Consider the following 24,980-nt stretch of genomic DNA (forward strand, 5'->3'; position numbering starts at 1 on the left):
GCTTTAGTGGGCAAAGTGGGCAGAGGGTCTTCAAAGGAAGAGCCTTTCGGAAGAGGGCCATTTCGCAGATCAATCACAATGATCCCTTCCCGAAACTCGAAGGGAATTGCGTGACACTGACAGGCTACGCCCATTCTCATCGCACCAGCAGGTTGATCGGCCCAAAGTGACACCAGCCGACTGGTGCCAATGATCTTAAAACTGTCCGTAAAATCATATTCAGGTTGATCGCCCTCTATCCGCAATTCGTAGCCGTCGTCAGTTCGGCCCATTTGCCATTGCACTGCTTTGCCATAGTCGACCACGATGCGGGTAAAGCCGTTATGTTCCCCAGCTTTCACTTGGACTGGTGCTGCGAAGGCTTGCGCCGCACAAGCCAGCCAAAGGCATAAAGCGATCCGTATCATGCCACATCCTGTTTGAGTGCCCGAAGGGCCTCTTCGATTTGTGAGAAGCTTGGCCGAACGTGGTGCGGTGTGTTTTGGCGACCCACCTCGATACAGATATTCGGTGCATGGCGATGAAGATTGGCGACAAGAACCTCGCGTACAAGCTGGTAGAAATGGCCATCATCTTCGACAACCGTTTTTACCCGTGCGGCAAAGGGGCCCATAATACCATAGGCCAGAAACACGCCCAAAAAGGTACCAACGAGCGCAGAACCGATCATTTGGCCAAGAATTTCGGGCGGTTTGTCCAACGAGCCCATGGTTTTAATTACCCCAAGAACAGCGGCGACAATGCCGAGGGCCGGTAGGGCGTCCGCCATCGATTGCAGCGCATGGCTGGAGTGCAGCGCATGGGTCAGTGACGCTTCAACGCGTTTGTCGAGCACCTCTTCGACCTGATGCGGGTCGTCGTAGTTCATCGAAGCCGCGCGAAAGGTATCTGCGATCAGCTCAACCGTTTCGTGATCATGCTGAATTTTTGGATATTTCCCAAAGATTGAAGATTCATTCGGATTTTCAATATGTTCTTCCAATCCGACGGGATTGGACCGCGAAATTCTAATCAATTCAAACAGCAGGCACAGCAGATCAAGATAGTCGTTTGGTTTCCACTTTGGGCCCTTAAACACCTTGCCAACATCTTTCGCGGTATGTTTGACAGCGGCAAGATCATTCGAGACAAGAAACGCCCCTACGGCCGCGCCGCCGATCATAATCATCTCGAATGGCAGCGCTTCAAAAATCGGAGCAAGATTGCCGCCGTGAATGACAAATCCACCAAAAACCATCACGAGGATCACGACAATCCCGACAATTCCAAACATTCTAAAGTCCTGCGCTGTTGCTTGATCAGTATCGTCGAGAGGAGTTAAGAAAGGCTGACCCTAGTTTTTCGGGACCAAGGCATTTCGTCCTGCGATAAGCACTGAGATCGAATAGGCCTCGTCCGCGGGCATGCCAGCTAAAACAGCGGCCGCAGCACCCGGGTTCATCCGGCCAAGGAAACCCGCGGCAAATTCCGGGGCCATTTTTGAAAAGACCTTTGCCGCATCGGATGGTTTCATCGCCTCATAAACGGCGGTCAGACGCGCAAGGTCTTGTTCTGCCGCGCCATCTGCCATCTGCAAGGTCTTTTTCAACTCATCTTCAACAGCTGTCATCTCCTCTATGCGTTTTGCGATCGCAGCCTCGGACAGGGCCAGGGCTGCAATTCGGTCTGCAAGCGCCTTTTCGCGCGCTGCGAGTCCTTGTTCTTTGCTGCGCAGCGCCTCGGCAAGGGCAGAGGGTGTCTCGCTACAGGTTTGCTCCGCTGGTGGCTCTGCTGGTTTTATCTCTGAATTGGCCAGTGCCGCGCCAAAGCCCGCACCAAGGCGCAGGGCGCCTGATGTGGCCAGAAAGAGCGAAACAATTAAGAGCGAACCGCGTCCGCTGCTGCTGCGTGGCTTTTTCATTCTGCGGCCTCCAGACCAGGCCGTTGCGCGCGCCTTCGAACGACACGCAATCGCCGATCTTGCTCTGTCGTGTCTGGCGCCTCGGCGACAGGCGCTTTGGCGTCGGGCAGATCGTGCAATGCCGCCAGTAAGAGTTCTAGCCGCGCCGCGCCCGCCTCGGCGCGTGCGGTGAGCGATTGCAACCCCTCAGCCGAGCCCGTCGCCGCAGTCCGCGCCTGTTCCAGCGCGCGCGTCATGTCATCAACCTGCGCAGACAAGACCGCGATTGCGCTGCCCATCCCACTTTCGAGTGTGGTGAATTTCTTGAGCCGTCCCGACAGGACGTAACAGTAAATCGCCGCCCCGAAAGACCCCGCCGCCATAAGAACATCTGCAATGAGCACCATGATCCGTTCCTCAATTCAAAACAAATTCGGTCACCAGAAAATCGCGCACGCGGCCGTTTCCGGTGACAATCTGGATCCTGCGCAAAAGCTGCGCTCTCATCCGGACCAAAGCTGTGGAATCATCAAATTCTGCAACATCGAGCGCACGCAAATAGCCGTTCAAAACATCTAAAATTCTAGGTTTCAAATGTGTGACATCGTCAGCATAGGCGGCATTTACCTCTAGCTGCGCGGTGAATTTCAAATGGCGACTTTCCCGATCCGACCCTAAGGAAATCACCAAAGGGTCCAACGGCACAAAGGCAATGGCTGGCAAAGAATCGACGGGATGCTCCTCGACGGCGTGCGCTTCCTTTTGGCCCAGAATCAGCCCAGACCATGTTGCGTAAAACCCGCCAGCGCCGAGCAAAATTGCCAAGATAAGCCCAATCAACAAGGGCTTTTTCGATGATTTTTTGGGTGCCACATCCTGTGGTTCTGCGTCTTCTGCCACCTGGCCCTCCGTTCTTGTTCGCTTTGCAAACATAGACCGCTGGTCACTAACCGATTGTTAAGGCCAATCCGCCAAAACTGGTTTCTAGGGGCAGAAGCCCGAATATGGAGACTGAGCGTGCAGAATTTGTTGCAGATATGGCTGGGCCTTGATGGCCGCAAACGTTTCATTGTTCTTGGGGCGACGCTTGCGGTTTTCATGACGGTTTTTGGCATGTCGCGCATAGCCGGAAATTCCGAAATGTCCTTGCTTTATGCCGGCTTAGACAGTTCGGCCGCAGGTGATGTGATTGCGGCTTTGGATGCGCGTGCGGCCAAATATGAGGTGCGGGGAGAGGCCATTTTTGTGGAAGCAAACCAGCGTGATTCGTTGCGAATGACGCTTGCGGCGGAGGGGCTTCCGAAGAATTCTGGCATGGGATACGAACTGCTTGATTCGCTCTCGGGATTTGGCACCACAGCGCAAATGTTTGATGCGGCCTATTGGCGGGCCAAAGAGGGAGAGCTTGCGCGTACCATTTTGGCGAATCCGCAGATTCGCGCCGCGCGGGTCCACATTGCTCAAGCACCCAACCAACCTTTTCAGCGCGCGGTGCAGCCCAGTGCGAGCGTGACGATCACTTCGGTTGGCGGCAATTTAGCGCCTTTGCAGGCCAAGGCGTTGCGGCATCTGCTTGCGGCTTCGGTTCCAGGCATGACGCCGGAGGAGGTCTCGGTGATTGACTCTGTTGCAGGGCTTATACCCTCTGACACCGATATTTCTGCGCCAAATGTGACTGCTGACAGCAAAGCGGCTGAGATTAAGCAGAATGTTGAAAGGCTTTTGTCAGCGCGAGTCGGCGCGGGGAAAGCGGTTGTCGAGGTGGCCGTCGATGTGGTCACGGACGCTGAATCGATCAAAGAGCGCCGTTTTGACCCGCAGGCGCGTGTTGCGATTTCAACCGATAACACTCAGCAAAGCGGCTCGAGTACGCAAGGTGGTCAGGATGTCACCGTCGCCTCGAATTTGCCCAATAATACCGCCCAGAACGGCGGCGGTAAAAATGAAACCTCTGAAACGCGCGAGCGGGTGAATTACGAAGTCTCTGAAACCAATCGCGAATTGATCAAATCACCCGGGGCTGTGCGCAAAATTTCGATTGCCGTTTTGGTGGATGGCGCGGCGGTTACGGCCGCCGATGGCACCGTCACAAATGAGCCGCGGCCCGAGGCTGAACTGACGGTCTTACGCGAGCTGGTGACCTCGGCCGCCGGGCTTGATAGCGCACGCGGCGATATCTTGACGTTAAAATCGATGGTTTTTGAACCTCTGCCTGTTGCCGTCGGCGAGATGGCGCAGGCCAGCATGTTCAGCTTTGGCATGATTGATATTATGACTCTGGTGCAAACCGCAGTGCTTGCCTTGGTCGCTTTGGTTTTGGGGCTTTTCGTGATCCGCCCGATCCTAACAGCAAATACGCGGGCGGCACTGCCTGATGACAGTAGCCCGTTTTCGCTGCCCGAATTTGGTGATTTGTCGAGTGGGCCGGTGCTGAATGGTGAAATTGATGATGGTTTTTTGCCGCCGCTTCCGATGGTTTCAGGGGGGCTTGGCGGTGAAGAGGACGACAGCGATCCGGTTAGTCGATTGCGCCGCCTGATTGAGGAGCGGCAAAGCGAGTCTGTCGAAATTCTGCGCGGATGGATGGAACAGGAAGAAGAGGTTCAGTGATGATGCTGAAACTTGAAGTTTTTGAAATCGAGGTGGAAGAGGGTAGCAGCCGTACCGTTGTTCTCGACACGCTTGCCTTAGAAGAAACCAAGCTTGCCTCCTATGAGGCAGGCTATGCGGCGGGCTGGGAGGATGCTATGGCCGCGCAGTCGGATGAACAGACGCAGATCCGCGCCGATCTGGCGCGCAATCTGCAAGGCCTTAGCTTTACCTATCACGAGGCGCGCGACCATGTTTTGCGCGCGATCGAGCCACTTTTGCGAGAAGTCGTTGATAAGCTTTTGCCAACACTTGCCCAAGATGTCCTGTCTCCAACGATTTTGCACATCTTGCTGCCACTGGCCGAACAAATGGCCGAGGTGCCAATCACGCTTGTGATCAGCCCTTCGGCACGACCCGCGATTGAGCCGGTCTTGGAACAGGCCGCGGGTTTGCCCATTACGGTGATGGAAGAACCCAGTCTGAGCGAGGGGCAGGTCTATCTGCGCTTGGGCGCCATCGAAACTCAGATCAACCTTGATCGTGCCACGAAAGATATTTCGGCTGCGGTGCGCGGATTCTTTGATCTTCCAGAAAAGGAACGGACTTATGGATGAATTATCCGACGCCAACCCTTTTGGCCAAGTGCCAATCGAGGTGACGATTTCGGTCGGCAAAGCCCGACCTTTGGTGCGCGATTTGCTGCGTCTCTCACGCGATGCGGTGCTGACATTGGACCGCCGCGTTGACGACCCGGTCGAGCTTTATGTCGGCGATAGGTTGATCGCGCGAGGCGAGTTGCAAGAGGTTGAAGGCGATGCCACTGGTCAGCTTGCCGTGCGCCTGACCGAGGTCGCCAATCTGCGGGGCGGGCTTTGAAATATTTCTATCTGGTCCTGATCGGGGTCATTTTTGCGATGATGGCCTCTCCTGCCATCTCGCAAAGTCTTTCCCTCGACCTTGGCGACGGCGGATCGCTCCCGGCGCGCTCGATTCAGGTGTTGGCGGTGATGACTCTCCTGAGCCTTGCGCCGGGGATCGCCGTTATGGTGACCTGCTTCCCCTTTATCGTGACGGTTTTATCAATTTTGCGGCAAGCAATCGGGCTTCAGCAGGCACCGCCCAATATGCTGATTGTCAGTCTTGCGCTGTTTCTGACCTGGTTTGTGATGGACCCGGTGTTCACCGAGGCTTGGGTGAAGGGCGTGCAGCCCCTGAATGCGGGTACTATTGATATTCAGCAGGCGATCCCTCTGATTGTTTCGCCTTTTAGAGGTTTTATGGCCGCACGGCTGGATGGTGATACCTTTACCGCGATGCAGAATCTGCGGCCTGTGGTGGTTGAGGTTGCGCCGATTGACGCACCGCTTTCGCTTTTGGTGCCCTCGTTTATCCTCTCAGAGATTCAGCGCGCTTTTGAGATTGGCTTTCTGATCTTCCTGCCGTTTTTGATCATTGATTTGGTGGTCGCCGCCGTTTTGATGTCGATGGGCATGATGATGGTACCGCCAGCTGTGGTGTCGCTGCCGTTCAAACTTGCCTTTTTTGTTGCAGCGAATGGCTGGAGCTTGGTGGCCGGCGCCTTGGTGCGAAGTTACTCCTAGCTTTCCTCAGCGGCAAGCAAGGCCGCCAAGCCTTCGCGATAAGTCGGGTAAATCAGCTCAAGCCCAAGCTCTTGCCGCATTCGTTGATTGCTGACTTTTTTCGATTCACCGTAAAAGCTGCGGGCCATCGGGCTCATCTCGGCGCGGTCATAGGCAACCTCAGGCGGCACCGGCAGACCCAACAGCTGCGCAGCATGGCCGATGACATCTTCGGGGGGCGCAGGGTCGTTGTCGCAAAGATTATAAATTCTGCCTGCATCTGGGCGGGCCATCGAGGCTTGCAATGTTTGGGCGATATCATCAACATGAATACGGCTAAACACTTGACCTGGTTTGATAATACGGCGCGCAGTACCATCACGAACCTTTTTGAAAGGCCCGCGTCCGGGGCCATAAATGCCGGCAAGCCGAAAGATATGTGCAGGCCGATCAAGTGCCAGCCATTGCATTTCGGCCAAAACCCGCAGGATAGCGCGCTGAGATTGTGGTGTCGTTGGCGTGTCTTCATCCACCCAAGCGCCATTGTGATCGCCATAAACCGCCGTGGTTGAAAGATATCCCAGCCATGAGGCGCCCGAGCTCGCAATCGCCCTGCTCGCTGCCTGCAAAAAGGGATCGCCCGCTTCATTCGGGGCGGCGCTGGCCAGAATGTGGCTGGCGCGCTGGCAGGCTTCGCGCAGCTCGCAGGGCCAAAGCAGCGGCTCCACACCTTGGGCGCGGATTTCATCCAGCTTGGCTGCATCGCGGGTGGTGCCAAGCACCGTCCAACCCTGCGGCAACAGCCGCGCAGCCAAAGCGGCCGCAGAATAGCCATATCCCAAGACCAGCAGTGTTTTCATCGCGCGCTCCTTCAGCCGCCTTAGATCTGACAGCTTTTGCGCTGTCATCAAGACTTCACTTGCGAAATCGTGAGTTTCGCCCTTAGATGGCCGATCAAAATCGAGAAGCAAAGCATATGAACGACGAACAAGCGGTCATCCGCACCCCAGATCAACCAAAATCAGAAATTTTCACCGATGCCGCAGCTGCGGTTGACCGGCTGGAGGCGATTTATGCCGAAGCCACGCGGTTTTTATCCGCCCATTTCAGTGCGGCGGTAACCGGCAGCCGGCCCGCAACCCGCATCCGCGCCTGCTATCCCGAGATCAGGCTTTTGGTGACCAGCCATGTCAAGACCGACAGCCGTCTTGCCTTTGGCCATGTTGCCAGCCCCGGCGTCTATGCAACCACGATCACCCGCCCAGATTTGTTTCGTAACTATCTGATTCAACAACTGGATCTTTTGATGCAGAACCACAAGGTTCCAGTGCAGATTGGCGTCTCTGACACGCCTATTCCGGTGCATTTCGCGGTTGCGGGCAACCCTGCGGTTTCGGTGCCGCAGGAAGGCGTGCTGGAGTTCAGCCTGCGTGATGTTTTTGATGTGCCCGATTTGGCCACCACGAATGATGATATTGTCAACGGCACCCTAACCCATAACGCCGATGGCTCGCAGCCGCTGGCGCCCTTTACCGCGCAGCGGGTTGATTACAGCCTGGCGCGGCTGTCGCATTACACCGCGACCGATGCGGTGCATTTCCAGAATCATGTGCTGTTTACCAACTATCAATTTTATGTCGAAGAGTTCGAGGCGATTGCGCGGGCCGCCTTGGCCGACCCCGCGCAGGGCTACACCAGCTTTGTTGCGACGGGAAATCAAGAGATTACCCGCCCGGATGGCGTGATCAATCCGCATGCCAAAACCCCGCAAATGCCGACCTATCATCTGAAACGCCCCGACGGAAACGGCATTACCTTGGTGAATATTGGCGTCGGGCCGTCGAATGCAAAAACCGCAACCGACCATATTGCCGTGCTGCGCCCGCATGCTTGGCTTATGGTTGGCCATTGCGCCGGCCTGCGCAACAGCCAGTCTTTGGGCGATTTCTGTTTGGCCCATGCTTATCTGCGCGAAGACCATGTGCTGGACGACGATCTGCCGATCTGGGTGCCAATCCCAGCGCTGGCCGAGATCCAGATCGCGCTGCAAGAAGCCGTGGCAGAGGTGACGAAATTGGAGGGCTACGAGCTGAAGCGCATCATGCGAACGGGCACGGTGGCGACAATTGACAACCGCAACTGGGAGTTGCGCGATAAATCTGGCCCGGTCCGGCGTCTAAGCCAATCGCGCGCGATTGCTTTGGATATGGAAAGTGCGACGATTGCGGCGAATGGCTTTCGGTTTCGCGTGCCCTATGGCACATTGCTTTGCGTTTCGGACAAGCCCTTGCATGGCGAGTTGAAGCTGCCTGGAATGGCGTCTGAATTCTACAAGACTCAGGTCTCGCGTCACCTTGAAATTGGTATTCGCGCGATGGAGAAGCTGCGTGATATGCCGATAGAGCGAATTCACAGCCGCAAGTTGCGTAGTTTCGAGGAAACAGCCTTCCTGTAAAATCGCAAAAACACCTTATTCTCGGCCAAAAAGAGCTTGCCTTGGACCGCGAAAGCGTGAAAAGCCACTTTATCCGCCTGACAGGCAAATAAGGCCCGCACAAAAATCAGCGGGTCGGAACCAAGGGATGAACAAAATGAACAAACCGATGACCAAAACCCAGCTTGTTGCAGCTCTTGCCGATGCGATGGATTCCGACAAGAAAACTGCAACCGCTGCTTTGGACGCGATCGCAGCTGTGGTGTCGCGCGAAGTTTCCGCTGGCGGCGCAGTGACCCTGCCAGGTTTGGGCAAAGTGGCTTGCAAGGCCCGTCCAGAGCGTCAAGTGCGTAACCCAGCAACCGGCGAAACCATGACCAAGCCAGCTGACAAGCAGGTGAAATTCGCCATCGCTAAGGCTTTGAAAGACATCGTCAACGCATAAGTTTGCGCTGAAGGGTTTCGGAAAGGGTCGCCGATTTGGCGGCCCTTTTTACATGGGGGCTGGCATGGATCTGCGCGCAATCGCGATGGGGCTGACGTTTTCGTTGATGTGGTCGTCGGCCTTTGCCACGGCGCGGATTATTGTGGCCGCTGCCCCGCCTTTGGCGGCTTTGTCGATGCGGTTTTTGATTTCGGGACTGCTGGCTGTGGTGGTCGCGCGGGCGCTGGGCCAAAGCTGGCGGCTGACGCCCGGGCAGGCGCGCTCGGTGATCGTTTTTGGTCTGTGCCAGAACGCGATTTATCTGGGCTTTAACTTTATCGCGCTGCAGGGCACCGAAGCGTCTTTGGCTGCGATTATCGCCTCGACCATGCCGTTGATCGTGGCGCTGCTTGGCTGGGTCATGCGCGGCGAAAAAGTCTCGAATCTTGGGCTTTTGGGTCTTTTGGCTGGGTTTTCGGGCGTGGCTTTGATCATGGGCAGCAGGCTTTCGGGTGGCGCTGATCCGATTGGCATTTTGCTCTGCATCGGTGGGGCCTTGGCGCTGGCGGTGGCGACGCTGACGATGCGGGGTGCGACATCTGGCGGCAATCTGTTGATGGTGGTCGGCTTGCAGATGCTGGTGGGCTCGGTGGTGCTGGCGTTGGTCGCTGGGGTCAGCGAGCCTTTGACTGCGCAGATCAGCCCGCGGTTTTTGGCGGCCTTTGCCTATCAGATTCTGATTCCGGGGCTGGCGGCCACGCTGTTGTGGTTCACGCTGGTCGGGCGGGTTGGCGCGGTAAAAGCCTCGGCCTTCCACTTTATGAACCCGTTTTTTGGTGTGCTGATCGCCGCACTTTTGTTGGGCGAAAAGATCCATCTAACCGATATGATCGGCGTGGCTATCGCAGCGGCGGGGATTTTGGCGGTGCAACTTGCCCGCCTGAAAACCCCCGCCGCCTGATCTTAGCTGGCCAGCAGCGCCGCGATGATCTGCTCTGCCGCGTCTTCTGCGGTGAGGGCGACGGTGTTGACCGTGATCTCGGGGGCCTCTGGCGCCTCGTAAGGGCTGTCGATGCCGGTAAAGTTCTTCAGATTGCCAGCGCGGGCCTTTTTATAAAGGCCTTTGACGTCGCGATCTTCGGCAACCTCTAGCGGGGTGTCGACATAAACCTCCATGAACTCGCCCTCGGCCATGATCTCGCGCACCATCTGCCGCTCGGCGCGGAAGGGCGAGATAAAGGCGGTCAGCACGATCAGCCCGGCATCCGACATCAGCTTGGCCACCTCGCCGACGCGGCGGATGTTTTCCACGCGGTCGGCATCGGTAAAGCCAAGGTCGCGGTTCAACCCGTGGCGGACGTTGTCGCCGTCAAGCAGGAAGGTATGCTTGCCCATCGCATGCAGTTTCTTCTCAACAATATTGGCGATCGTCGATTTGCCAGAACCCGAGAGGCCGGTAAACCAAACCACCTTGGCCTTTTGGTTCTTGATCGAGGCATGCGCCGCACGGTCAATATCCAAGGCCTGCCAATGGATGTTCTGACTGCGGCGCAGTGCAAAATGCACCATGCCAGCGGCCACGGTCGCATTGGTCATCCGGTCGATCAGGATAAAGCCCCCCAGATCGGGGTTCTTGGCATAGGATTCAAACGGCACTGCGCGGTCGGTCGAGATATTGACGACGCCAATCGCATTCAGCGCCAAGGTCCGCGACGGCAGATGTTCCAGCGTGTTGATGTTCACCTCGTATTTCGGCTCGGTGACGGTGGCGGTCAGGGTCTGGGTGCCGATCTTCAACAGATAGGGGCGGCCAGGCAGCATCTCGTGCTCGTCCATCCAGACCAAGGTCGCCTCGAACTGGTCGGCCACCTCGCAAGGCGCATCGGCGCGCACGATCACATCGCCGCGCGAGCAGTCGATTTCATCGGCAAAGGTCAGGGTGATCGACTGCCCTGCAACGGCGCGATCCAGAGTGCCGCCATAGGTGACGATGGATTTCACCGTGGTGGTCTTGCCCGAAGGCAGCACCCGAATGGCATCACCGGGTTGCACCGCACCTGACCCGATCTGCCCCGCAAAGCCGCGGAAATCCAGATTAGGCCGGTTCACCCATTGCACCGCCATGCGAAAGGCTTCATCCGCCATGCGCGCCACATTGATCGGCGCCTCCTCCAGATGGCCCAGCAGGGTGGGCCCCTGATACCAGCCCATATTGGCGCTTGGGGTGACGATATTATCCCCCGCCAGACCCGAGATCGGGATTGGCAAGAAAGCCGTCATGCCAAGCTGTTCGGCAAACTGCGCATATTCGCTGACGATCTGGTCAAAACGGTCTTGGCTATAGCCGACCAGATCCATCTTGTTCACCGCCAAAACCACGTTGCGAATGCCAAGCAGTTGCACCAGATACGAATGCCGCCGGGTCTGGGTCAACACCCCTTGGCGGGCGTCGATCAAGATCACCGCCAGATCGGCGGTCGAGGCGCCTGTGACCATATTGCGGGTATATTGCTCGTGGCCGGGGGTATCGGCGACGATGAACTTGCGCTTGTCGGTGGCGAAAAACCGATAGGCGACGTCAATGGTGATGCCCTGCTCGCGCTCTGCGGCAAGCCCGTCAACCAGCAAGGCAAAGTCGATGTTCTGACCTTGGGTGCCATGGGCTTTGCTGTCATGTTCCAGACTGGCAAGCTGGTCTTCGAAGATCATCTTGCTGTCGTAAAGCAGTCGGCCAATCAGCGTCGATTTGCCGTCATCCACCGACCCGCAGGTGATAAAGCGCAGCATGGTTTTGTGCTGATGTTTCAGCAGATAGGCGTCGATGTCCTCGGCGATCAGGTCTTCGGCGATGTAAACGGGGTCTTGGGCTGGATTGGTCATCAGAAATACCCCTCTTGTTTCTTTTTCTCCATCGAGGCGGCTTGATCGTGGTCAATCGCGCGGCCCTGACGTTCAGATGTAGTGGTCAGCAGCATTTCCTGAATGATCTCGGGCAGGGTGGCGGCGGTGCTTTCCACCGCGCCGGTCAGTGGATAGCAGCCCAGCGTGCGAAAGCGGATCGACTTCATCTGCGGCACTTCGCCCGGCGCAAGCGGAAAGCGGTCGTCATCCACCATCAGCACCATGCCGTTGCGTTCCACCACAGGGCGCGGAGCCGAGAAATACAGCGGCACGATCTCGATGCCTTCCAGATGGATGTATTGCCAGATATCCAGCTCGGTCCAGTTCGACAGCGGAAAGGCGCGGATGGATTCGGACTTGGCCTTGCGGGTGTTGTAAAGCCGCCAAAGCTCGGGACGCTGGCTTTTTGGGTCCCAACGGTGATTGGCCGAGCGGAAGGAAAAGATCCGCTCTTTGGCACGCGACTTTTCTTCGTCACGGCGCGCACCACCAAAGGCGACGTCAAAGTTATACTTGGTCAGCGCCTGTTTCAGCCCCTCGGTCTTCCACATATCGGTGTGTAGGCTGCCGTGGTCAAAGGGGTTGATGCCTTTTTCCATGGCTTCGGGGTTTTGGTGCACGATCAAATCCATGCCGGCATCGCGCGCGGCTTTTTCGCGCAAGTCATACATCGCCTTGAATTTCCAAGTGGTGTCGACATGCAGCAAGGGAAACGGCGGCGGTGCCGGATAAAAGGCTTTCTTGGCCAGATGCAGCATGCAGGCCGAATCTTTGCCCACAGAATAAAGCATCACCGGATTTTCGGCATTGGCCACGACCTCGCGCATGATGTGGATGCTTTCCGCTTCCAACCGCTGCAAATGGGTCAGCGTGTTTTGCGAGAGCGGTGCTGCGGCGGGCGTGCCTGTCATCATAAAATCCTTTTTTCTTACGCGTCTTATTTGGCAAATTTCGGATCAGGAGCCAAGGGGAGACCGCGCTATCTTTGGCGCGGGATGAATTTCGGGATATAGGGCTGAGGATTGCGACAAATCTGCGGCGATTGTTCGGCTTGGGCAGCTTTGGTTGGAAAACTGTGCGGGCTTGCCGCAGATTTGCGCGCGGTTGGTTCTTTGCGCAACAGTCAAAACGTTGAGAAAGCTGGGTGCCACCGCAAGACTTAGTGGTTTTGTCGCCAAGGCTGGGCTGATCTGCCTCTAGATCGCGCAATTTCCCCTAAAATGTCAGCTATTTCCCCGCCGACTGTTGCGCTTTTGTAGCGAAAGTCGCGCTTTTGTGGCGAAATTGAGATCAATAAGTCCCTAAAGTATATAAAATTCAATCAAAGGACTAGAAATTGTGTCCAGATCAAAGTATTGATGAAGGCAATAGGCCTCAAAAATGGGGCTAATAACACTCCAGGCGCTAAAGCTTGGGTTTTTGAGGCGGAGTAGTACAATGGTTCAGGCGATTGATTTCGCCGTCCGCGATTTTGCGGGCGCAAAGCAGCATGGCAGTGTCGCAGGCGATACGCAGGGCAACTTCATCCAGATCGGTGCTGGCGATAGCATATCGCTGAACCTCTCAAAGACATCCATTGTGGCCTATGAACAGCAGGGCGGCGATCTGCTGATCCGGCTGGCAGATGGCCGGATGGTCGTGTTGAGCAATTATTTCAATGCAGTACCGGGGCAAGAGAACCACCTGTATATTTCTGCTGATGGCGAGATGACCGAAGTTTTGGTACAGCCAAGCGGCGACGGCGTGTTGTTTGCCGATTATGGCCCGGTGAGCGGCTGGGATAAGTGGAGCCCGCTGGACGATCTGCGCTTTACGACCGCCGACACGGTCGTGGATACCGCCTTTGCGGCCAACGAACCGGCAGGCATGGCTCCGTTTATTCCGGGGCTTTTGGGTGGCTTTGGTGGAGTTGGCACGGCTGCGGCTGCGGCGGGCGGTCTGGCGGTGCTGGGCGCTGGCGTCTCTGGCGGGGGTGGCACCGATACGGTTACAGGCGGCACAGGCGAGACCAGCACGGGCACGACAAGTACAGGTGGTACGGGTGGCACCAATTCTGGTGAACCCGCCGACACCACGCCTCCGGTTGTGGCGATTGACCAAGGCACCAAGACCGTTTCGCATGTCGAGACGGGGGTGGCCTATCAGAATGGGGTACAGATTGGCGGCACCAGCGAACCGGGCGCCAAGATTGATGTTTTGGTCAATGGCAACACCCAGTCGACCACAGCGGGTGCAGATGGCACTTGGACTGTGACCTTCCCGACCACTCAGGTGAACCCTGGCCAGTATGAAATTCCTGTCGTTGTGACCGCGACCGACAGCGCCGGTAACAAAGTTTCGGCAAATGATACGCTGGTGGTTGATACGGTGGTGCAGCCCTTCACCCATAGCGCAAGCAGTGCAGGCTCGGACGGGGTGCTGAACGCCGCGGAATCGGCACAAGGTCTAACCGTTGGTGGTCTTGTCGAGCCGGGCTCTACGGTTCAGGTGAAACTGGACAACGGCAGCACCTATGCCGCGACCGTGACCGATGGCAGCTGGAGCTATACTTTCGCCGCAAGTGAAATCACACCTGGCGATCTGCACAATATGCAGCTGACCGCGATTGCGACGGATAAATATGGCAATGTGTCTCCGCCCATTGTCTCGCCGATCAAGGTGGATACTTTGGTCAGCAACTTTGCTCTGACCAATACCGATACGAGTGCGATCAAGGCCGATATGGTTTTGAATGGTGCCGAACAGCAGCTGGGTTTGAAAATCAGCGGCACGGTTGAGGCAGGCTCGAGCGTGATGGTCAAGCTGGGCGATGGCAGCTATCACGCCGCCAACGTGTCGAACGGCAGCTGGAGCTATACTTTCGCCGCAAACGAAATCACCACAGGTGATTTGCACACAATGCCAATCAGCGCCTATGCCACGGATGCCTATGGCAACGTGTCGAACACCATCGCCTCGACGGTCCAGGTCGATACGCTGGTCAGCAATTTTGCCCAGACTCTGACCGATACCAGCTCTGTTAAAGCCGATAGCGTATTAAATGCGGCCGAAGCCCAAGGTGGCCTGCGGATCGGCGGTACTGTAGAAGCCGGTTCGGTTGTTATGGTCAAGCTGGGCAATGGCGTCGAGCATCAGGCCACCGTCAGCAACGGCAATTGGAGCTATACCTTCCCTGCCTCGGAGGTGACCCCGGGCGATCTGCACAGCATGGCGATTTCGGCCTATGCGACCGATGCCTATGGCAATCGCTCGGCCACCGTCACCTCGCCAGTGCAGGTTGACACTTTGGTTAGCAATTTCGCTCAGACATTGACCAATACCAGTTCTATAAAAGCTGACGCGGTTCTGAACGCCGCCGAAGCGCTGGGCGGGCTGAAAGTGGGCGGCACGGTCGAAGCGGGCTCGACTGTCATGGTCAAGCTTGGCAATGGCGCAGAGCATCAGGCCACCGTCAGCAATGGGGCCTGGAGCTATACCTTCGCCCCAGGCGAGATTACCGCAGGCGAGATGCATTCGATGCAGATCACCGCCGTGGCAACCGACAGCTATGGCAACGTCTCGGCGCCGATTACCTCCAGCGTTTTGGTTGATACGCAGGTAAGCAATTTCCAAAAGCCGGCTGCGCCTTTGGCGGGCGACGGCATCTTGAACGCAACCGAAGCCGTGGATGGCTTGGTTGTGGCAGGTACGGCCGAGGTGGGCGCGCAGGTCGTGGTGCATATGCAAAATGGGATTGATTTGCAGACCACTGCGGATGCTTCGGGCAATTGGTCTGTCACCTTTGACACCGCGCATTTGCCAACGGGGCAGGGCAGTGGCGCAAGCCGCAGTGTCACCGTGACCGCCACCGATTTGGCCGGAAACGTTGCGCATTACGACCAAAACTTTGCCTTTGACACTGTTGCGCCAAACGACCCTTGGATTATCCGCGACGAGGGCGGCGGCAACCAGATCACGGGGATCGTCACCGAAACCACGCCAGATATCACCACCTTCCATATGGTTGCAGCCACTGGCACAGTGATCGACATCACACCTTCGGGGACTTTGAATGGCACTGCTGATATCAACGGATCATCCAAGCAGATCACGCGGAGCTATTTTGACAATAGCCCTGTGCCTGATGGCAGCTATCTGGTGGTCAGCAGTCAAGACGCCGCGGGCAATGAATCCAGCACGCTCTATATCCGCTCGACCACGGGCGAGACTACGGTCGATCTATCGCGCGCGGGTCTGGATCATTTCGACTTTGGCACCATCAACCTGACCGCCTCGCATGCGACATTGACCCTGACCGAAGCGCAGGTAAATGCGCTGACAGGCCCAGACAAGTCGATGACGATTTCGGGTGCAGGCGATGACCATGTCAACTTGGTTGGTGCAACCGATGCCCATTCAAGCCAGATCATCAACGGAGAAAGCTATAACCTCTATAATCTGGGTACGGCTGGGGCCAGCGTGCTGATCGACTCGGATATTATCGTCAACCATACCGGCGTGTGATCGGATATTTGAAGATGCCAAGGCTCTGCACTTTTGCAACCTGGACTGCGGTTCGCAGCCGTGGTCCGGCACTGGCGGCGCTGATGCTGCTGTCAGCCTGCATGGCGGGGGGGAACCCTCTGACCAAGCCGGCTGCGGTGGTTGCGCAGCCGAAAGGCACTGCGGCACAAAACCTTGCGGCTTCGGGGCAAAGCTCGGCGCTGATTGCGGATTTGCAGGCGCGCCGGTCGGTGCTGCCCTCGGGTGGTCCCTATGCGCAAGTGGCCGGGGCAGTTGTTGCAGCAAGTGCGGGGGCGGGGCAGGCAGAGCTGCGCGTCGCCCAGCTGAAGGCCAAGGCGCGCGCGAAAAACTGGCTGCCCTCGATCGGTCCCAGCGTTAGCCTGACCTCTTTGGGCGGGCTGGCGACAAGTCTGCTGTTGGATCAGGCGCTGTTTGATAACGGTGGCCGCAAAGCGCAGCGTGCCTTTGCCGCCGCAGATGTCGAGGTTGCCGCCGTAGACCTATCGATTGCAATGAACCAGCGGGTTTATGACGGGCTGTCGAATTATGTGACGGCAGAACGCGCCAAGGCGCAGGCGGTGGTGTCAGAGCAAGCGGCGGCCAAACTGGCCGATTTTTCAGTGATCATGCAAAAACGGGTCGCAGGCGGCATCTCTGATCTGTCCGAGCAGCGCGTGATCGACCAGCACATTGCCGAGATGCAGGCCACCGTCAGCGCAGACCGCCGCGCGGCCGATGCAGCCTTGGCAGAGTTGGCTGTGATTGCGGGTCAGCCGTTGACAGGTCTGCGCGGCCTTGATCGGATTTCCACGGCCAACTTGGAGCCCTTGACGGTTCTGCGGGCGCGGGGTGAGGGCGCGCGGGATCTGGCGCAAGCTGATCTGCAATTGGCGAATATGAAATTTGGCCTTGCGGCCTCAACAGGGATCGGCGGCGATGGGGCCGCTCCTGCGCTGCGCTTGACCGGCATGGGGATGCTTAATCCCGGAGCGAAATCCGATATGGAGGCGCTGCGCCAAACCAGCGATGTCGTGGCGCGTCAGACCGCCGAAGCCGCCGAGGCCGCAAACCGCCGCAGCGTGACGCTTGAACAAAAAAGGGCGTCTCTGGCCTCGCGGCAGGCGCAGGGCGCAGAGGTGCTACGCCAAACCGCCGGCAACCTAGAGCTTTTTACCACGCAATACAAAGTTGGCCGCCGCAGTCTTTTGGAACTGGTTGGCCAATACGACGCCTATGCGCGGCTTCAGCGCGATCAGACCGCATTGGCCTATGATATCGCACTGACCGAGCTGGAAATCGCCCGCGATAGGGGTGAATTGGTTGATGGAGCAAGCCTGTGAATGATGACCGCGTCGTAGCTTTCGATATGAATGCAGGCCGCTCGGGCGCCGCTGCAACGCGCCCTGCTCCCAGCGCCCGCGCCTCTCGCCCTCGCCACAGCAACCGCGCTTTGTCGCGCGCGCAGCTTGCCTCGGTTTATGCTGGGCTAATTGGCACTGAACTTGCGGTGCCTGATCTGCTGGAAAATATCCAGCTTGCGGCCAGCAGCGGCAGGCTTGGGATTGATGAGGTTGCCCACGCCCTGCGCGCCTTGGGCATGACCGCTTCGGTCGATCAGATCACTGCTCCAACGGCAGATCACTGGCCGGCGCTTACCGAGATGTCTTCGGGCCAGATCGTGCTGGTTTTGGGGCAAACCGAAGACGGAGTTGAGGTCTATGATACCTCGGTAGAGCATATGCGCGCCGAGGTCAGCTTTGCCGATTTCGCCCAAGTTTATACCGGACGCATGCTGAGGGCCAAGACCACGATCAGCGAATTGGCCAGCCGCCATATCGAAAACAAACCCGAACCGCATTGGTTCTGGGGTGAATTCCCGCGCTATAAACGCCAGTTGATGGAAGTGGCGGCGGGGTCTTTGGTGGCCAATTTGCTGGCTGTGGCGGTGTCGTTGTTTTCGATGCAGGTCTATGACCGCGTCATCCCCTATCAGTCTGAACCCACGCTTTGGGTGCTGGCGCTGGGTGCGATGCTGGCGATTTTGATGGAAGCGGCGCTGAAACTGGCACGCTCGAGCCTGATGGATGTGACCGGCAAGCGGATCGAGCTGTCGGTGCAATCGCGGCTGATGGAAAAACTGTTGGGCATGAAGCACGGCCCCGGCCAGCGCAGCCCTTCAAGCCTGTTTGCCGCCATGCGTGAGTTTTCCTCGGTGCGCGAGTTTTTCACCGCCAGCACCATAGGCACCCTTGCTGATCTGCCGTTTATTCTGATTTTCCTTGCTCTTGTCGCCTCGATTGGGGGCAATCTGGTGTGGATTTTGGTGATTGGTGGCGTACTGATGGTCGCACCCGGCTTTCTATTCCAAAAGAAAATGGTGGCGCTGACCGCCGAGACCCAAGGCGCAAGCACCCGCGCCGCCCGTCTGCTGTATGAAGCGATATTCGAGGCAGAAACCGTCACCACCCAGCGCGGGGAAGACCGTGTCAAACGGATCTGGTCCGAGCTTTCGACGCTTTCGGTGGTGAAATCTTCAGATCAGCGGCATCTGACAGCGCTTTTGGGCTATTGGGCGCAAGCGGTGCAGCAGGGCACCTATATTCTGGCGGTGGTTGCGGGGGCCTATCTGGTGTTTGCCGGTGATTTCACTGTGGGCACCATCATCGCCATCGGCATTCTGACAGGCCGCACGCTTGGGCCTTTGGCCGCCTTGGCATCGACCCTGTCGAAATGGACCAACGTCAAATCTGCGCTGAATGGCTTGGAAGCGATTGCGAAATCCAATCAATCAAATGAGGCCGGCCGCAGCTATCTGCGCCGCGAAAAGCTGACGGGCGCGTTTGAAATTCGCAATCTAGAGTTTCGCTATGACCCGAAATCGGCCCCCACTGTCGAGATCAACGGCCTATCAATTCCCGCGGGTCAGCACATTGCCGTTCTGGGCACCAATGGCTCGGGCAAATCCACCTTCCTGCGGATTTTGGCGGGGCTTTATGATCCTACCGCTGGCCGTGTGCTGATCGATGGCGTTGATCTGGCACAGGTGCATCCGCGCGATCTACGCCGAGGCATCGGCTATCTGGGCCAAGAGGTGCGGCTGTTTGCGGGCAGCTTGCGTGACAATCTGAACATGACGCAACTGGAGCGCGACGACGAACGCCTGTTCCAAGCGCTTGATTTTTCTGGGCTTGGCCCCTTTGTGCGCAACCATCCACGGGGCTTGGATCTGGAGATCAAAGAGATGGGCGAAGGCCTGTCAGTGGGCCAGCGGCAAAGCATTGGCTGGGCGCGGCTGTGGCTGCAAAACCCTTCGGTAGCGATTTTGGATGAACCCACCGCCGCCTTGGACCAGACGCTTGAAAACACCCTTGTCAGCCGTTTGCAAACTTGGCTGCAAGGCCGCACCGCGATTATTGCCACCCACCGCGTGCCGATCCTGCAATTGACCAACCGCGTGGTAATTTTTCAAAACGGCAGACTGGTTGTTGATGGTCCGCGCGAAGCTGTGCTGGCGCATCTGAACAAGGCGCATGAGGCCCCTGCCGCGATTGCTGCTGTTGCGGCTGCCAATGGCCAGATGTTGATCGCTGGGTCCGCGCCGGTCAATCAAGCCTCTGCGCCGCAACTGCCGCGCGCGGCACAGCCGCTGACAATCCAGCTTGGGGCAGGGGCTGCAAGATGAGCATCGCAAGCTTTGACGAGGCCTTTGCCGAAAAACAGCGCGGCCCCAGCCGCACCATATGGATGATCGCGGGCGTCGCGGTGGTGTTTCTGCTTTGGGCCTCTTTCGCTTGGCTGGACGAGATTGTGCATGCGCAGGGCGAGGTGGTGTCTTCGTCGCGCCCGCAAATCATTCAAAACCTAGAAGGCGGCATTCTGGCCGAGCTGAACGTGGCCGAAGGCGATCTGGTGCAGCCGGGGCAAACCTTGGCGCGGCTGTATGGCACCCAGTATCAGGCAGCGGTGGATGATTATTCCGACCAAATCGCTACGTTGGAAATTCGCCGGATGCGGCTTGATGCCGAAATCAACGGCGAGGCAGGCTTTGATGCGCCCCCGGTAATTGCGGGGCGGGTGCCCGAAGTGGTGGCTTCGGAAAAAGCGCTGCTGGCGGCGCGACTTAGCGATTACGCTGCGCGGGTCGAAGGTGCCAAAGCGGTGCTGGACCAAGCCTCGCAAGAGCGCGATTTGCTGGAAAAAATGTACAAGCAAGACATCGCGCCGCTGATCGAGGTCACCCGCGCCCGCAAGGCCTATTCCGATGCGCAAAGCAAATTGGCCGAGGCGCAGACCACCACCAAGATGGAACGCGCCACCGATTTTTCGAAGGTGGAAAGCGATCTGGCGCAGCTGCGGCAAAAGCTGAAACTGGCGCAAGACCAGCTGTCGCGCACGACTTTGGTGGCACCGATGCGCGGCATTGTGAACAAGCTGTCGATCACCACGATTGGCGGCGTTGTGCGCTCGGGCGAAGAGATTATGGAACTGATCCCCGTCGACGGCGATCTGTTCATCGAGGCGCGTGTAAAGCCGCGCGACATCGCTTCGCTGCATCAGGGGCTGAAGGCGACAGTAAAGCTAACGGCTTATGATTACACGATTTATGGCACTCTAAAGGCCAAGGTGACGTTCATTTCCGCCGATACGTTTAAAGACGAGCGGTCGCGCAGTCCCGATGGCGATCCGCATTACAAAGTCACGCTTGCGGTGGATCGCAGCCAGTTCACCGAGCGTCAGCGCGGTCTGGAAATTCGACCTGGGATGCAGGCCGATGTCGAGCTGGAAACCGGCGGCAAGACCATTCTGACCTATCTGACCAAGCCTTTGTATAAATCCAGCCTCGCCCTGCGCGAGCGTTGAATTCCGGCAAATATAAGGCATTTCCCTAAAATCCCGCCACTTAACCCCTTATGCACCGAGATCGGTTACACCTGAGCTTGGGTGTTTGATAAATGGGTGAGTGAATGGCTGGGCAATCAGATGTCGCGCCAGTCATCATCAAGCGTAAAAAAGTCATCAAGGGTGGCGGCCATCACGGTGGGGCGTGGAAAGTGGCCTATGCTGACTTTGTGACGGCCATGATGGCCTTTTTTATGCTGATGTGGCTGTTAAACGCGACGACGGAAAAGCAACGCAAAGGCATTGCAGATTATTTTAACCCGACCATCGCGGTGTCGCGGGTTTCGGGTGGTGGCAAGGATATGTTTAGCGGGGATTCTCTGTTTGTCGAAGGCGCGCTTGCTCAGACGGGCACGGGGGCGACTGGTAATCAGCCCAGCAAGGAAGACCGTGGTCGCAGCGAAACCGGGCCGCAAACCTCGGCGGGCGTGGCAGAACAAAAAGTCCTCGATCAGGTAAAAACCGCGCTGACTGCGCAGGGCGGCGAAAGCATGACGATGAAGCGGCTGCTCAGTCATGTCATCAGCAGGGTTACAGACGAAGGTTTGGTTGTCGAAATTTTTGATGTGCCTGACGATCCGTTGTTTGAAGAAGGCACGGCTAATCCGCGCGACCAAACCCTGAAAATCGCAGCCTTGTTGTCTGAGGTTTTTGGGCTGGCGCAAAACCAGATTGCTGTAAACGGCTATGTTCGAACTTTGCCTATCACGCTGAAAGATAACCCAAATTGGGAGCTTTCTACCGCAAGGGCGCAGGCAATGCGGCAGATGCTTGAAGCCAATAAAACCCCATTTGACCGCGTGGCGCGCATCAGTGGAAATGCCGATAGAAAACCCGCGACTCAAGACCCGACGGCGGTGCGCAACAATCGGCTCGAGGTGATTTTGCTGCGGAAGTTCAGATGAGATGGTTCAAATTTGAGCTGTTAGGCAGATCTTAAGGCGCATCATGCAGAGTTGGCAAAAGATAGGTCGACGCTGCAGAAGGGCGCATTTCATGACAATTTCATCTTCGCTGAATGCTGGCGTTTCAGGGTTAAGCTCTAACGCGAGTAAGCTGGCGACTATTTCTGATAATATCGCCAATTCTGGCACCTATGGGTACAAACGCGCCCAGACAGATTTTCAGTCGCTGGTGATGACCGGCAACTCCAATTCATCCTATGTGGCGGGGGGGGTGCGCGCCACGAATATGCGCATGGTCGATATGCAGGGCCCGCTGATCAATACGACCAATGCCACAGATCTTGCCATCGACGGCCGTGGGTTTTTGGCCGTCACCGATGTCACATCGCTAAACGATCCAACCGCCAGCTTTCCAATTTCGCTGATCACAACGGGCTCGTTTCGTCCAGATTCTGATGGCGTTTTGCGCACGGCAACAGGGCAAGTCCTAATGGGTTGGCCCGCCTCTTTGCTGGATGACAACAACGCCTTCGCGCGGGATACTTTGGCTTCGCTGGTCCCAGTAGAGGTTGGTTCCAATCAATATGTTGCCAACCCAACGACCTCTATTTCGCTGGCCGTGAACTTGCCTTCCGCTCAGTCGACCGCAGGCGCCAGCGGTGATCCTCTTGCGATTGGTGTCGAATATTTTGCCAATTTGGGCGAGTCCGAATCGTTAAACTTTGAATACACGCCCGAGGTGCCTGTTGCGGGGGCATCGAACGCTTGGAACATGACCGTGCGCGATGGCGCGCAAGCTGACGCGATTGTTGGCAGTTACCGGCTTGAGTTTAATTCCAGTCAGGTTGCGGGCGGCACTTTGCTGAATGTAACAACGCTTTTTGGCGCGGCCTATGATCCGGCCACCGGCGGCATGGATGTGCCGGTTGCAGGGGGCACAATCAATCTGAATGTTGGTAAGATTGGCCAGATTGATGGCACGACCCAACTTTCGACCGGCTTTACGCCGGTCTCAATCGGGAAAAACGGCACGCCGGTTGCCAGTCTTAGCTCGATGACGGTAGATGAATCTGGCAATCTTTATGCGATCTACGATCAAGGCTTTACGCGGCGGCTGTACCAAATTCCAGTTGTCGATGTGCCGAACCCAAACGGCCTGCTTGCCACCGACAATCAGGGCTATCGGCTTTCCGTCGAATCGGGCCCGATCTATCTTTGGAATGCCGGAGAAGGACCAACAGGCAATATGTTAGGCTTCACGCGTGAGGAATCCTCCGTCGATGTGGCAACCGAATTGGTGCAACTTATTCAAACTCAGCGCGCCTATTCCTCGAATGCCAAGGTTATTCAGGCGGTGGATGAAATGCTGCAAGAAACCAATAGTATCAAGCGATAGGAGGCGTAGATGTCACTCACAGGCAGCCTGAATTCCGCCCTGTCTGGGCTGAATGCGGCCGCGCGCGCGGCAGAGCTGATTTCCTCCAATGTCGCGAATGCGATGACCGAAGGCTACGCGCGCCGCGAACTGCAAACCTCTGCGCGGGTCGTGGGCCAATCTGGGCAGGGCGTAAAGGTCGACGGTGTGCTGCGACAGGCGGATCTCGCCGTCATTGCCGATCGCAGGGTCGCACAGGCGGGCAGCAGCGCCAGCTCGACTGTGGTCGATTTCATGACTCGCTTGGAGACGGCGCTTGGCAGTGTTGGGTCAGAAGGTTCGCTCGTCTCGCGGGTAGCAGGGTTCTCAACAAGCTTGCAAGAGGCCGCATCGCGTCCGGATGCAGACACGCGCCTGATCGGAGTATTGCAATCTGCTACCGCTTTGACGCAACAAATCTCTAGCGCGGCGACGGCAATTCAATCTGCCCGTGCGGATGCGGATGGTCAGATTTCCGATCAGGTGAGCTTGTTGAACATCACTCTGAATCAGGTGGCGCAGTTCAACGGTGATATCGGCGTTGGCCTGGTCAATGGCCGCGATGTCTCTGCTTTGATGGATCAGCGCCAGCGCGCCATTGATAGTATTGCCTCGATTGTGCCACTGCGCGAAGTGCCCCGAAGTTATGGCGGGGTTGCCTTGTTCACCACTGGTGGTGCTATCATTTTAGATGGTAAGCCCGCAGAGTTTGGCTTTACCGCGGCCGGGGTGGTTGTGGCTGGAATGACCCAAGCTTCAGGGGCGCTTTCGGGCCTAACCTTGGACGACCGTTCTGTTGCAACCTCGGGGGACAGCAGCCTTATTTCTGGCGGCACGCTCGCGGCCGCCTTTCAGGTACGCGACAGCCTTGCACCAGCGGCCCAGGCCAATCTTGACGCGCTCGCCCGCGATTTGATCACCCGATTTGCCGATCCTGCTACCGACCCAAGCCTACCCCTGAGCGCGCCAGGGCTCTTTACCGATACCGGCAGCGGTTTTGACCCCAGCGCCGAAGTCGGCCTTGCGCAGCGCCTTAGCGTGAATTCTTCGGTTGATCCCACTAAGGGCGGCGATCTTTCAAAGCTGCGCGATGGGCTTGGCGCGATGGCGCCTGGCCCGGTTGGCAGTGCCGCGCAATTCAATCGTTTTTCAGCGGCTTTGGAGAGCCTGCGCACGCCGGCCTCTGGCGGCTTCTCTGCCGCAAGCCGTAGTTTTGCGACGCTAGCGACCGATATGACCTCTTTTGCCGCAAGTGGTCGCGTCGCAGCCGAAAATGACGCCAGTTATAACGCCGCCAAACTTGAAACGGTAAAAACCCTCGAGCTTCAGGGCGGCGTCGATACCGATCACGAGATGCAAACGCTGTTGTTGATCGAAAAAGCCTATACCGCCAACGCTAAGGTAATTTCGGTCGTCAACGATCTATTGCAGCGCCTTTTGGAGATTTGA

Annotated in this window: 21 protein-coding genes and 1 pseudogene; 14 read left to right on the plus strand and 8 right to left on the minus strand. The window is 57.2% G+C overall.

The features are described 5' to 3' along the window. From V7Q10_RS00005 to V7Q10_RS00025, 5 genes and pseudogenes are all read right to left on the minus strand, one after another. Positions 1-407 (minus strand): annotated as a pseudogene (locus V7Q10_RS00005) (hypothetical protein); the annotation flags it as partial. After that, positions 404-1,273 carry a flagellar motor stator protein MotA gene (gene motA, locus V7Q10_RS00010; RefSeq protein ID WP_333866973.1) on the minus strand — a complete coding sequence of 290 codons (870 nt, stop codon included), beginning with the start codon at positions 1,271-1,273 and terminating at the stop codon, positions 404-406. The pseudogene V7Q10_RS00005 and the gene motA, both read right to left, overlap by 4 nt. Before the next feature lie 60 nt (positions 1,274-1,333). Next, on the minus strand, positions 1,334-1,609 hold the full coding sequence (locus V7Q10_RS00015; RefSeq protein ID WP_333866974.1) for a MotE family protein: 276 nt from the start codon (positions 1,607-1,609) through the stop codon (positions 1,334-1,336). 287 nt (positions 1,610-1,896) lie between these two features. Beyond that, positions 1,897-2,286, minus strand: a complete 390-nt coding sequence (locus V7Q10_RS00020) for a hypothetical protein (RefSeq protein ID WP_333866975.1) — start codon at positions 2,284-2,286, stop codon at positions 1,897-1,899. 10 nt (positions 2,287-2,296) lie between these two features. Next, on the minus strand, positions 2,297-2,779 hold the full coding sequence (locus V7Q10_RS00025) for a flagellar basal body-associated FliL family protein (protein WP_333866976.1): 483 nt from the start codon (positions 2,777-2,779) through the stop codon (positions 2,297-2,299). 117 nt (positions 2,780-2,896) lie between these two features. On the opposite strand from V7Q10_RS00025, the gene fliF reads away from it, so the two are divergent. The 4 genes from fliF to fliP are packed head-to-tail and all read left to right on the plus strand — an operon-like array spanning position 2,897 to position 6,072. Further along, positions 2,897-4,489, plus strand: coding sequence for a flagellar basal-body MS-ring/collar protein FliF (gene fliF / locus V7Q10_RS00030; protein WP_333866977.1), 1,593 nt, complete (start codon positions 2,897-2,899; stop codon positions 4,487-4,489). Then, positions 4,489-5,085: a flagellar biosynthesis protein gene (locus V7Q10_RS00035; protein ID WP_333866978.1), complete on the plus strand. Its 597-nt coding sequence runs from the start codon at positions 4,489-4,491 to the stop codon at positions 5,083-5,085. The genes fliF and V7Q10_RS00035 overlap by 1 nt, the downstream gene beginning before the upstream one ends. Next, on the plus strand, positions 5,078-5,347 hold the full coding sequence (locus V7Q10_RS00040) for a FliM/FliN family flagellar motor switch protein (RefSeq protein ID WP_333866979.1): 270 nt from the start codon (positions 5,078-5,080) through the stop codon (positions 5,345-5,347). Before V7Q10_RS00035 ends, V7Q10_RS00040 begins: the two co-directional genes overlap by 8 nt. A 38-nt stretch (positions 5,348-5,385) precedes the next feature. Next, the gene (gene fliP / locus V7Q10_RS00045) at positions 5,386-6,072 is read left to right on the plus strand and encodes a flagellar type III secretion system pore protein FliP (protein ID WP_333867162.1); all 687 of its coding nucleotides are present in this window, start codon (positions 5,386-5,388) and stop codon (positions 6,070-6,072) included. Here fliP and V7Q10_RS00050 read toward each other — a convergent pair. Beyond that, positions 6,069-6,911 carry an SDR family oxidoreductase gene (locus tag V7Q10_RS00050; RefSeq protein ID WP_333866980.1) on the minus strand — a complete coding sequence of 281 codons (843 nt, stop codon included), beginning with the start codon at positions 6,909-6,911 and terminating at the stop codon, positions 6,069-6,071. The two genes, fliP and V7Q10_RS00050, sit on opposite strands and share 4 nt — an antisense overlap. Positions 6,912-7,027: 116 nt before the next feature. On the opposite strand from V7Q10_RS00050, the gene V7Q10_RS00055 reads away from it, so the two are divergent. The 3 genes from V7Q10_RS00055 to V7Q10_RS00065 all read left to right on the plus strand — a co-directional run bounded on the left by V7Q10_RS00055 (position 7,028) and on the right by V7Q10_RS00065 (position 9,870). Next, positions 7,028-8,506, plus strand: a complete 1,479-nt coding sequence (locus tag V7Q10_RS00055) for an AMP nucleosidase (RefSeq protein ID WP_333866981.1) — start codon at positions 7,028-7,030, stop codon at positions 8,504-8,506. Positions 8,507-8,642: 136 nt separating this feature from the next. Further along, positions 8,643-8,930, plus strand: coding sequence for an HU family DNA-binding protein (locus V7Q10_RS00060; protein ID WP_333866982.1), 288 nt, complete (start codon positions 8,643-8,645; stop codon positions 8,928-8,930). Between the two features lie 64 nt (positions 8,931-8,994). Beyond that, positions 8,995-9,870: a DMT family transporter gene (locus V7Q10_RS00065; RefSeq protein ID WP_333866983.1), complete on the plus strand. Its 876-nt coding sequence runs from the start codon at positions 8,995-8,997 to the stop codon at positions 9,868-9,870. A 2-nt stretch (positions 9,871-9,872) separates the two neighbouring features. Here V7Q10_RS00065 and cysN read toward each other — a convergent pair whose 3' ends face one another. Further along, the gene (gene cysN / locus V7Q10_RS00070; RefSeq protein WP_333866984.1) at positions 9,873-11,789 is read right to left on the minus strand and encodes a sulfate adenylyltransferase subunit CysN; all 1,917 of its coding nucleotides are present in this window, start codon (positions 11,787-11,789) and stop codon (positions 9,873-9,875) included. Beyond that, entirely contained in the window at positions 11,789-12,721 is a 933-nt protein-coding gene (gene cysD, locus V7Q10_RS00075; RefSeq protein ID WP_333866985.1) for a sulfate adenylyltransferase subunit CysD, read from the minus strand. Before cysD ends, cysN begins: the two co-directional genes overlap by 1 nt. 526 nt (positions 12,722-13,247) lie before the next feature. Here cysD and V7Q10_RS00080 point away from each other — a divergent pair. The 7 genes from V7Q10_RS00080 to flgK all read left to right on the plus strand — a co-directional run bounded on the left by V7Q10_RS00080 (position 13,248) and on the right by flgK (position 24,980). Then, complete coding sequence (locus tag V7Q10_RS00080) at positions 13,248-16,313, plus strand: Ig-like domain-containing protein (RefSeq protein ID WP_333866986.1); 3,066 nt, start codon at positions 13,248-13,250, stop codon at positions 16,311-16,313. Between the two features lie 14 nt (positions 16,314-16,327). Beyond that, complete coding sequence (locus V7Q10_RS00085; protein WP_333866987.1) at positions 16,328-17,653, plus strand: TolC family protein; 1,326 nt, start codon at positions 16,328-16,330, stop codon at positions 17,651-17,653. Further along, the gene (locus V7Q10_RS00090; RefSeq protein ID WP_333866988.1) at positions 17,650-19,995 is read left to right on the plus strand and encodes an ATP-binding cassette domain-containing protein; all 2,346 of its coding nucleotides are present in this window, start codon (positions 17,650-17,652) and stop codon (positions 19,993-19,995) included. The genes V7Q10_RS00085 and V7Q10_RS00090 overlap by 4 nt, the downstream gene beginning before the upstream one ends. Beyond that, on the plus strand, positions 19,992-21,173 hold the full coding sequence (locus tag V7Q10_RS00095) for an HlyD family efflux transporter periplasmic adaptor subunit (protein ID WP_333866989.1): 1,182 nt from the start codon (positions 19,992-19,994) through the stop codon (positions 21,171-21,173). The genes V7Q10_RS00090 and V7Q10_RS00095 overlap by 4 nt, the downstream gene beginning before the upstream one ends. A 104-nt stretch (positions 21,174-21,277) precedes the next feature. Beyond that, complete coding sequence (locus tag V7Q10_RS00100) at positions 21,278-22,117, plus strand: flagellar motor protein MotB (protein WP_333866990.1); 840 nt, start codon at positions 21,278-21,280, stop codon at positions 22,115-22,117. Between the two features lie 91 nt (positions 22,118-22,208). Further along, positions 22,209-23,513: a flagellar hook protein FlgE gene (locus tag V7Q10_RS00105; protein WP_333866991.1), complete on the plus strand. Its 1,305-nt coding sequence runs from the start codon at positions 22,209-22,211 to the stop codon at positions 23,511-23,513. Positions 23,514-23,522: 9 nt separating this feature from the next. Next, positions 23,523-24,980: a flagellar hook-associated protein FlgK gene (flgK, locus tag V7Q10_RS00110; RefSeq protein ID WP_333866992.1), complete on the plus strand. Its 1,458-nt coding sequence runs from the start codon at positions 23,523-23,525 to the stop codon at positions 24,978-24,980.

Source organism: Cypionkella sp., from assembly GCF_036782355.1.
Taxonomy (GTDB): Bacteria; Pseudomonadota; Alphaproteobacteria; order Rhodobacterales; family Rhodobacteraceae; genus Cypionkella.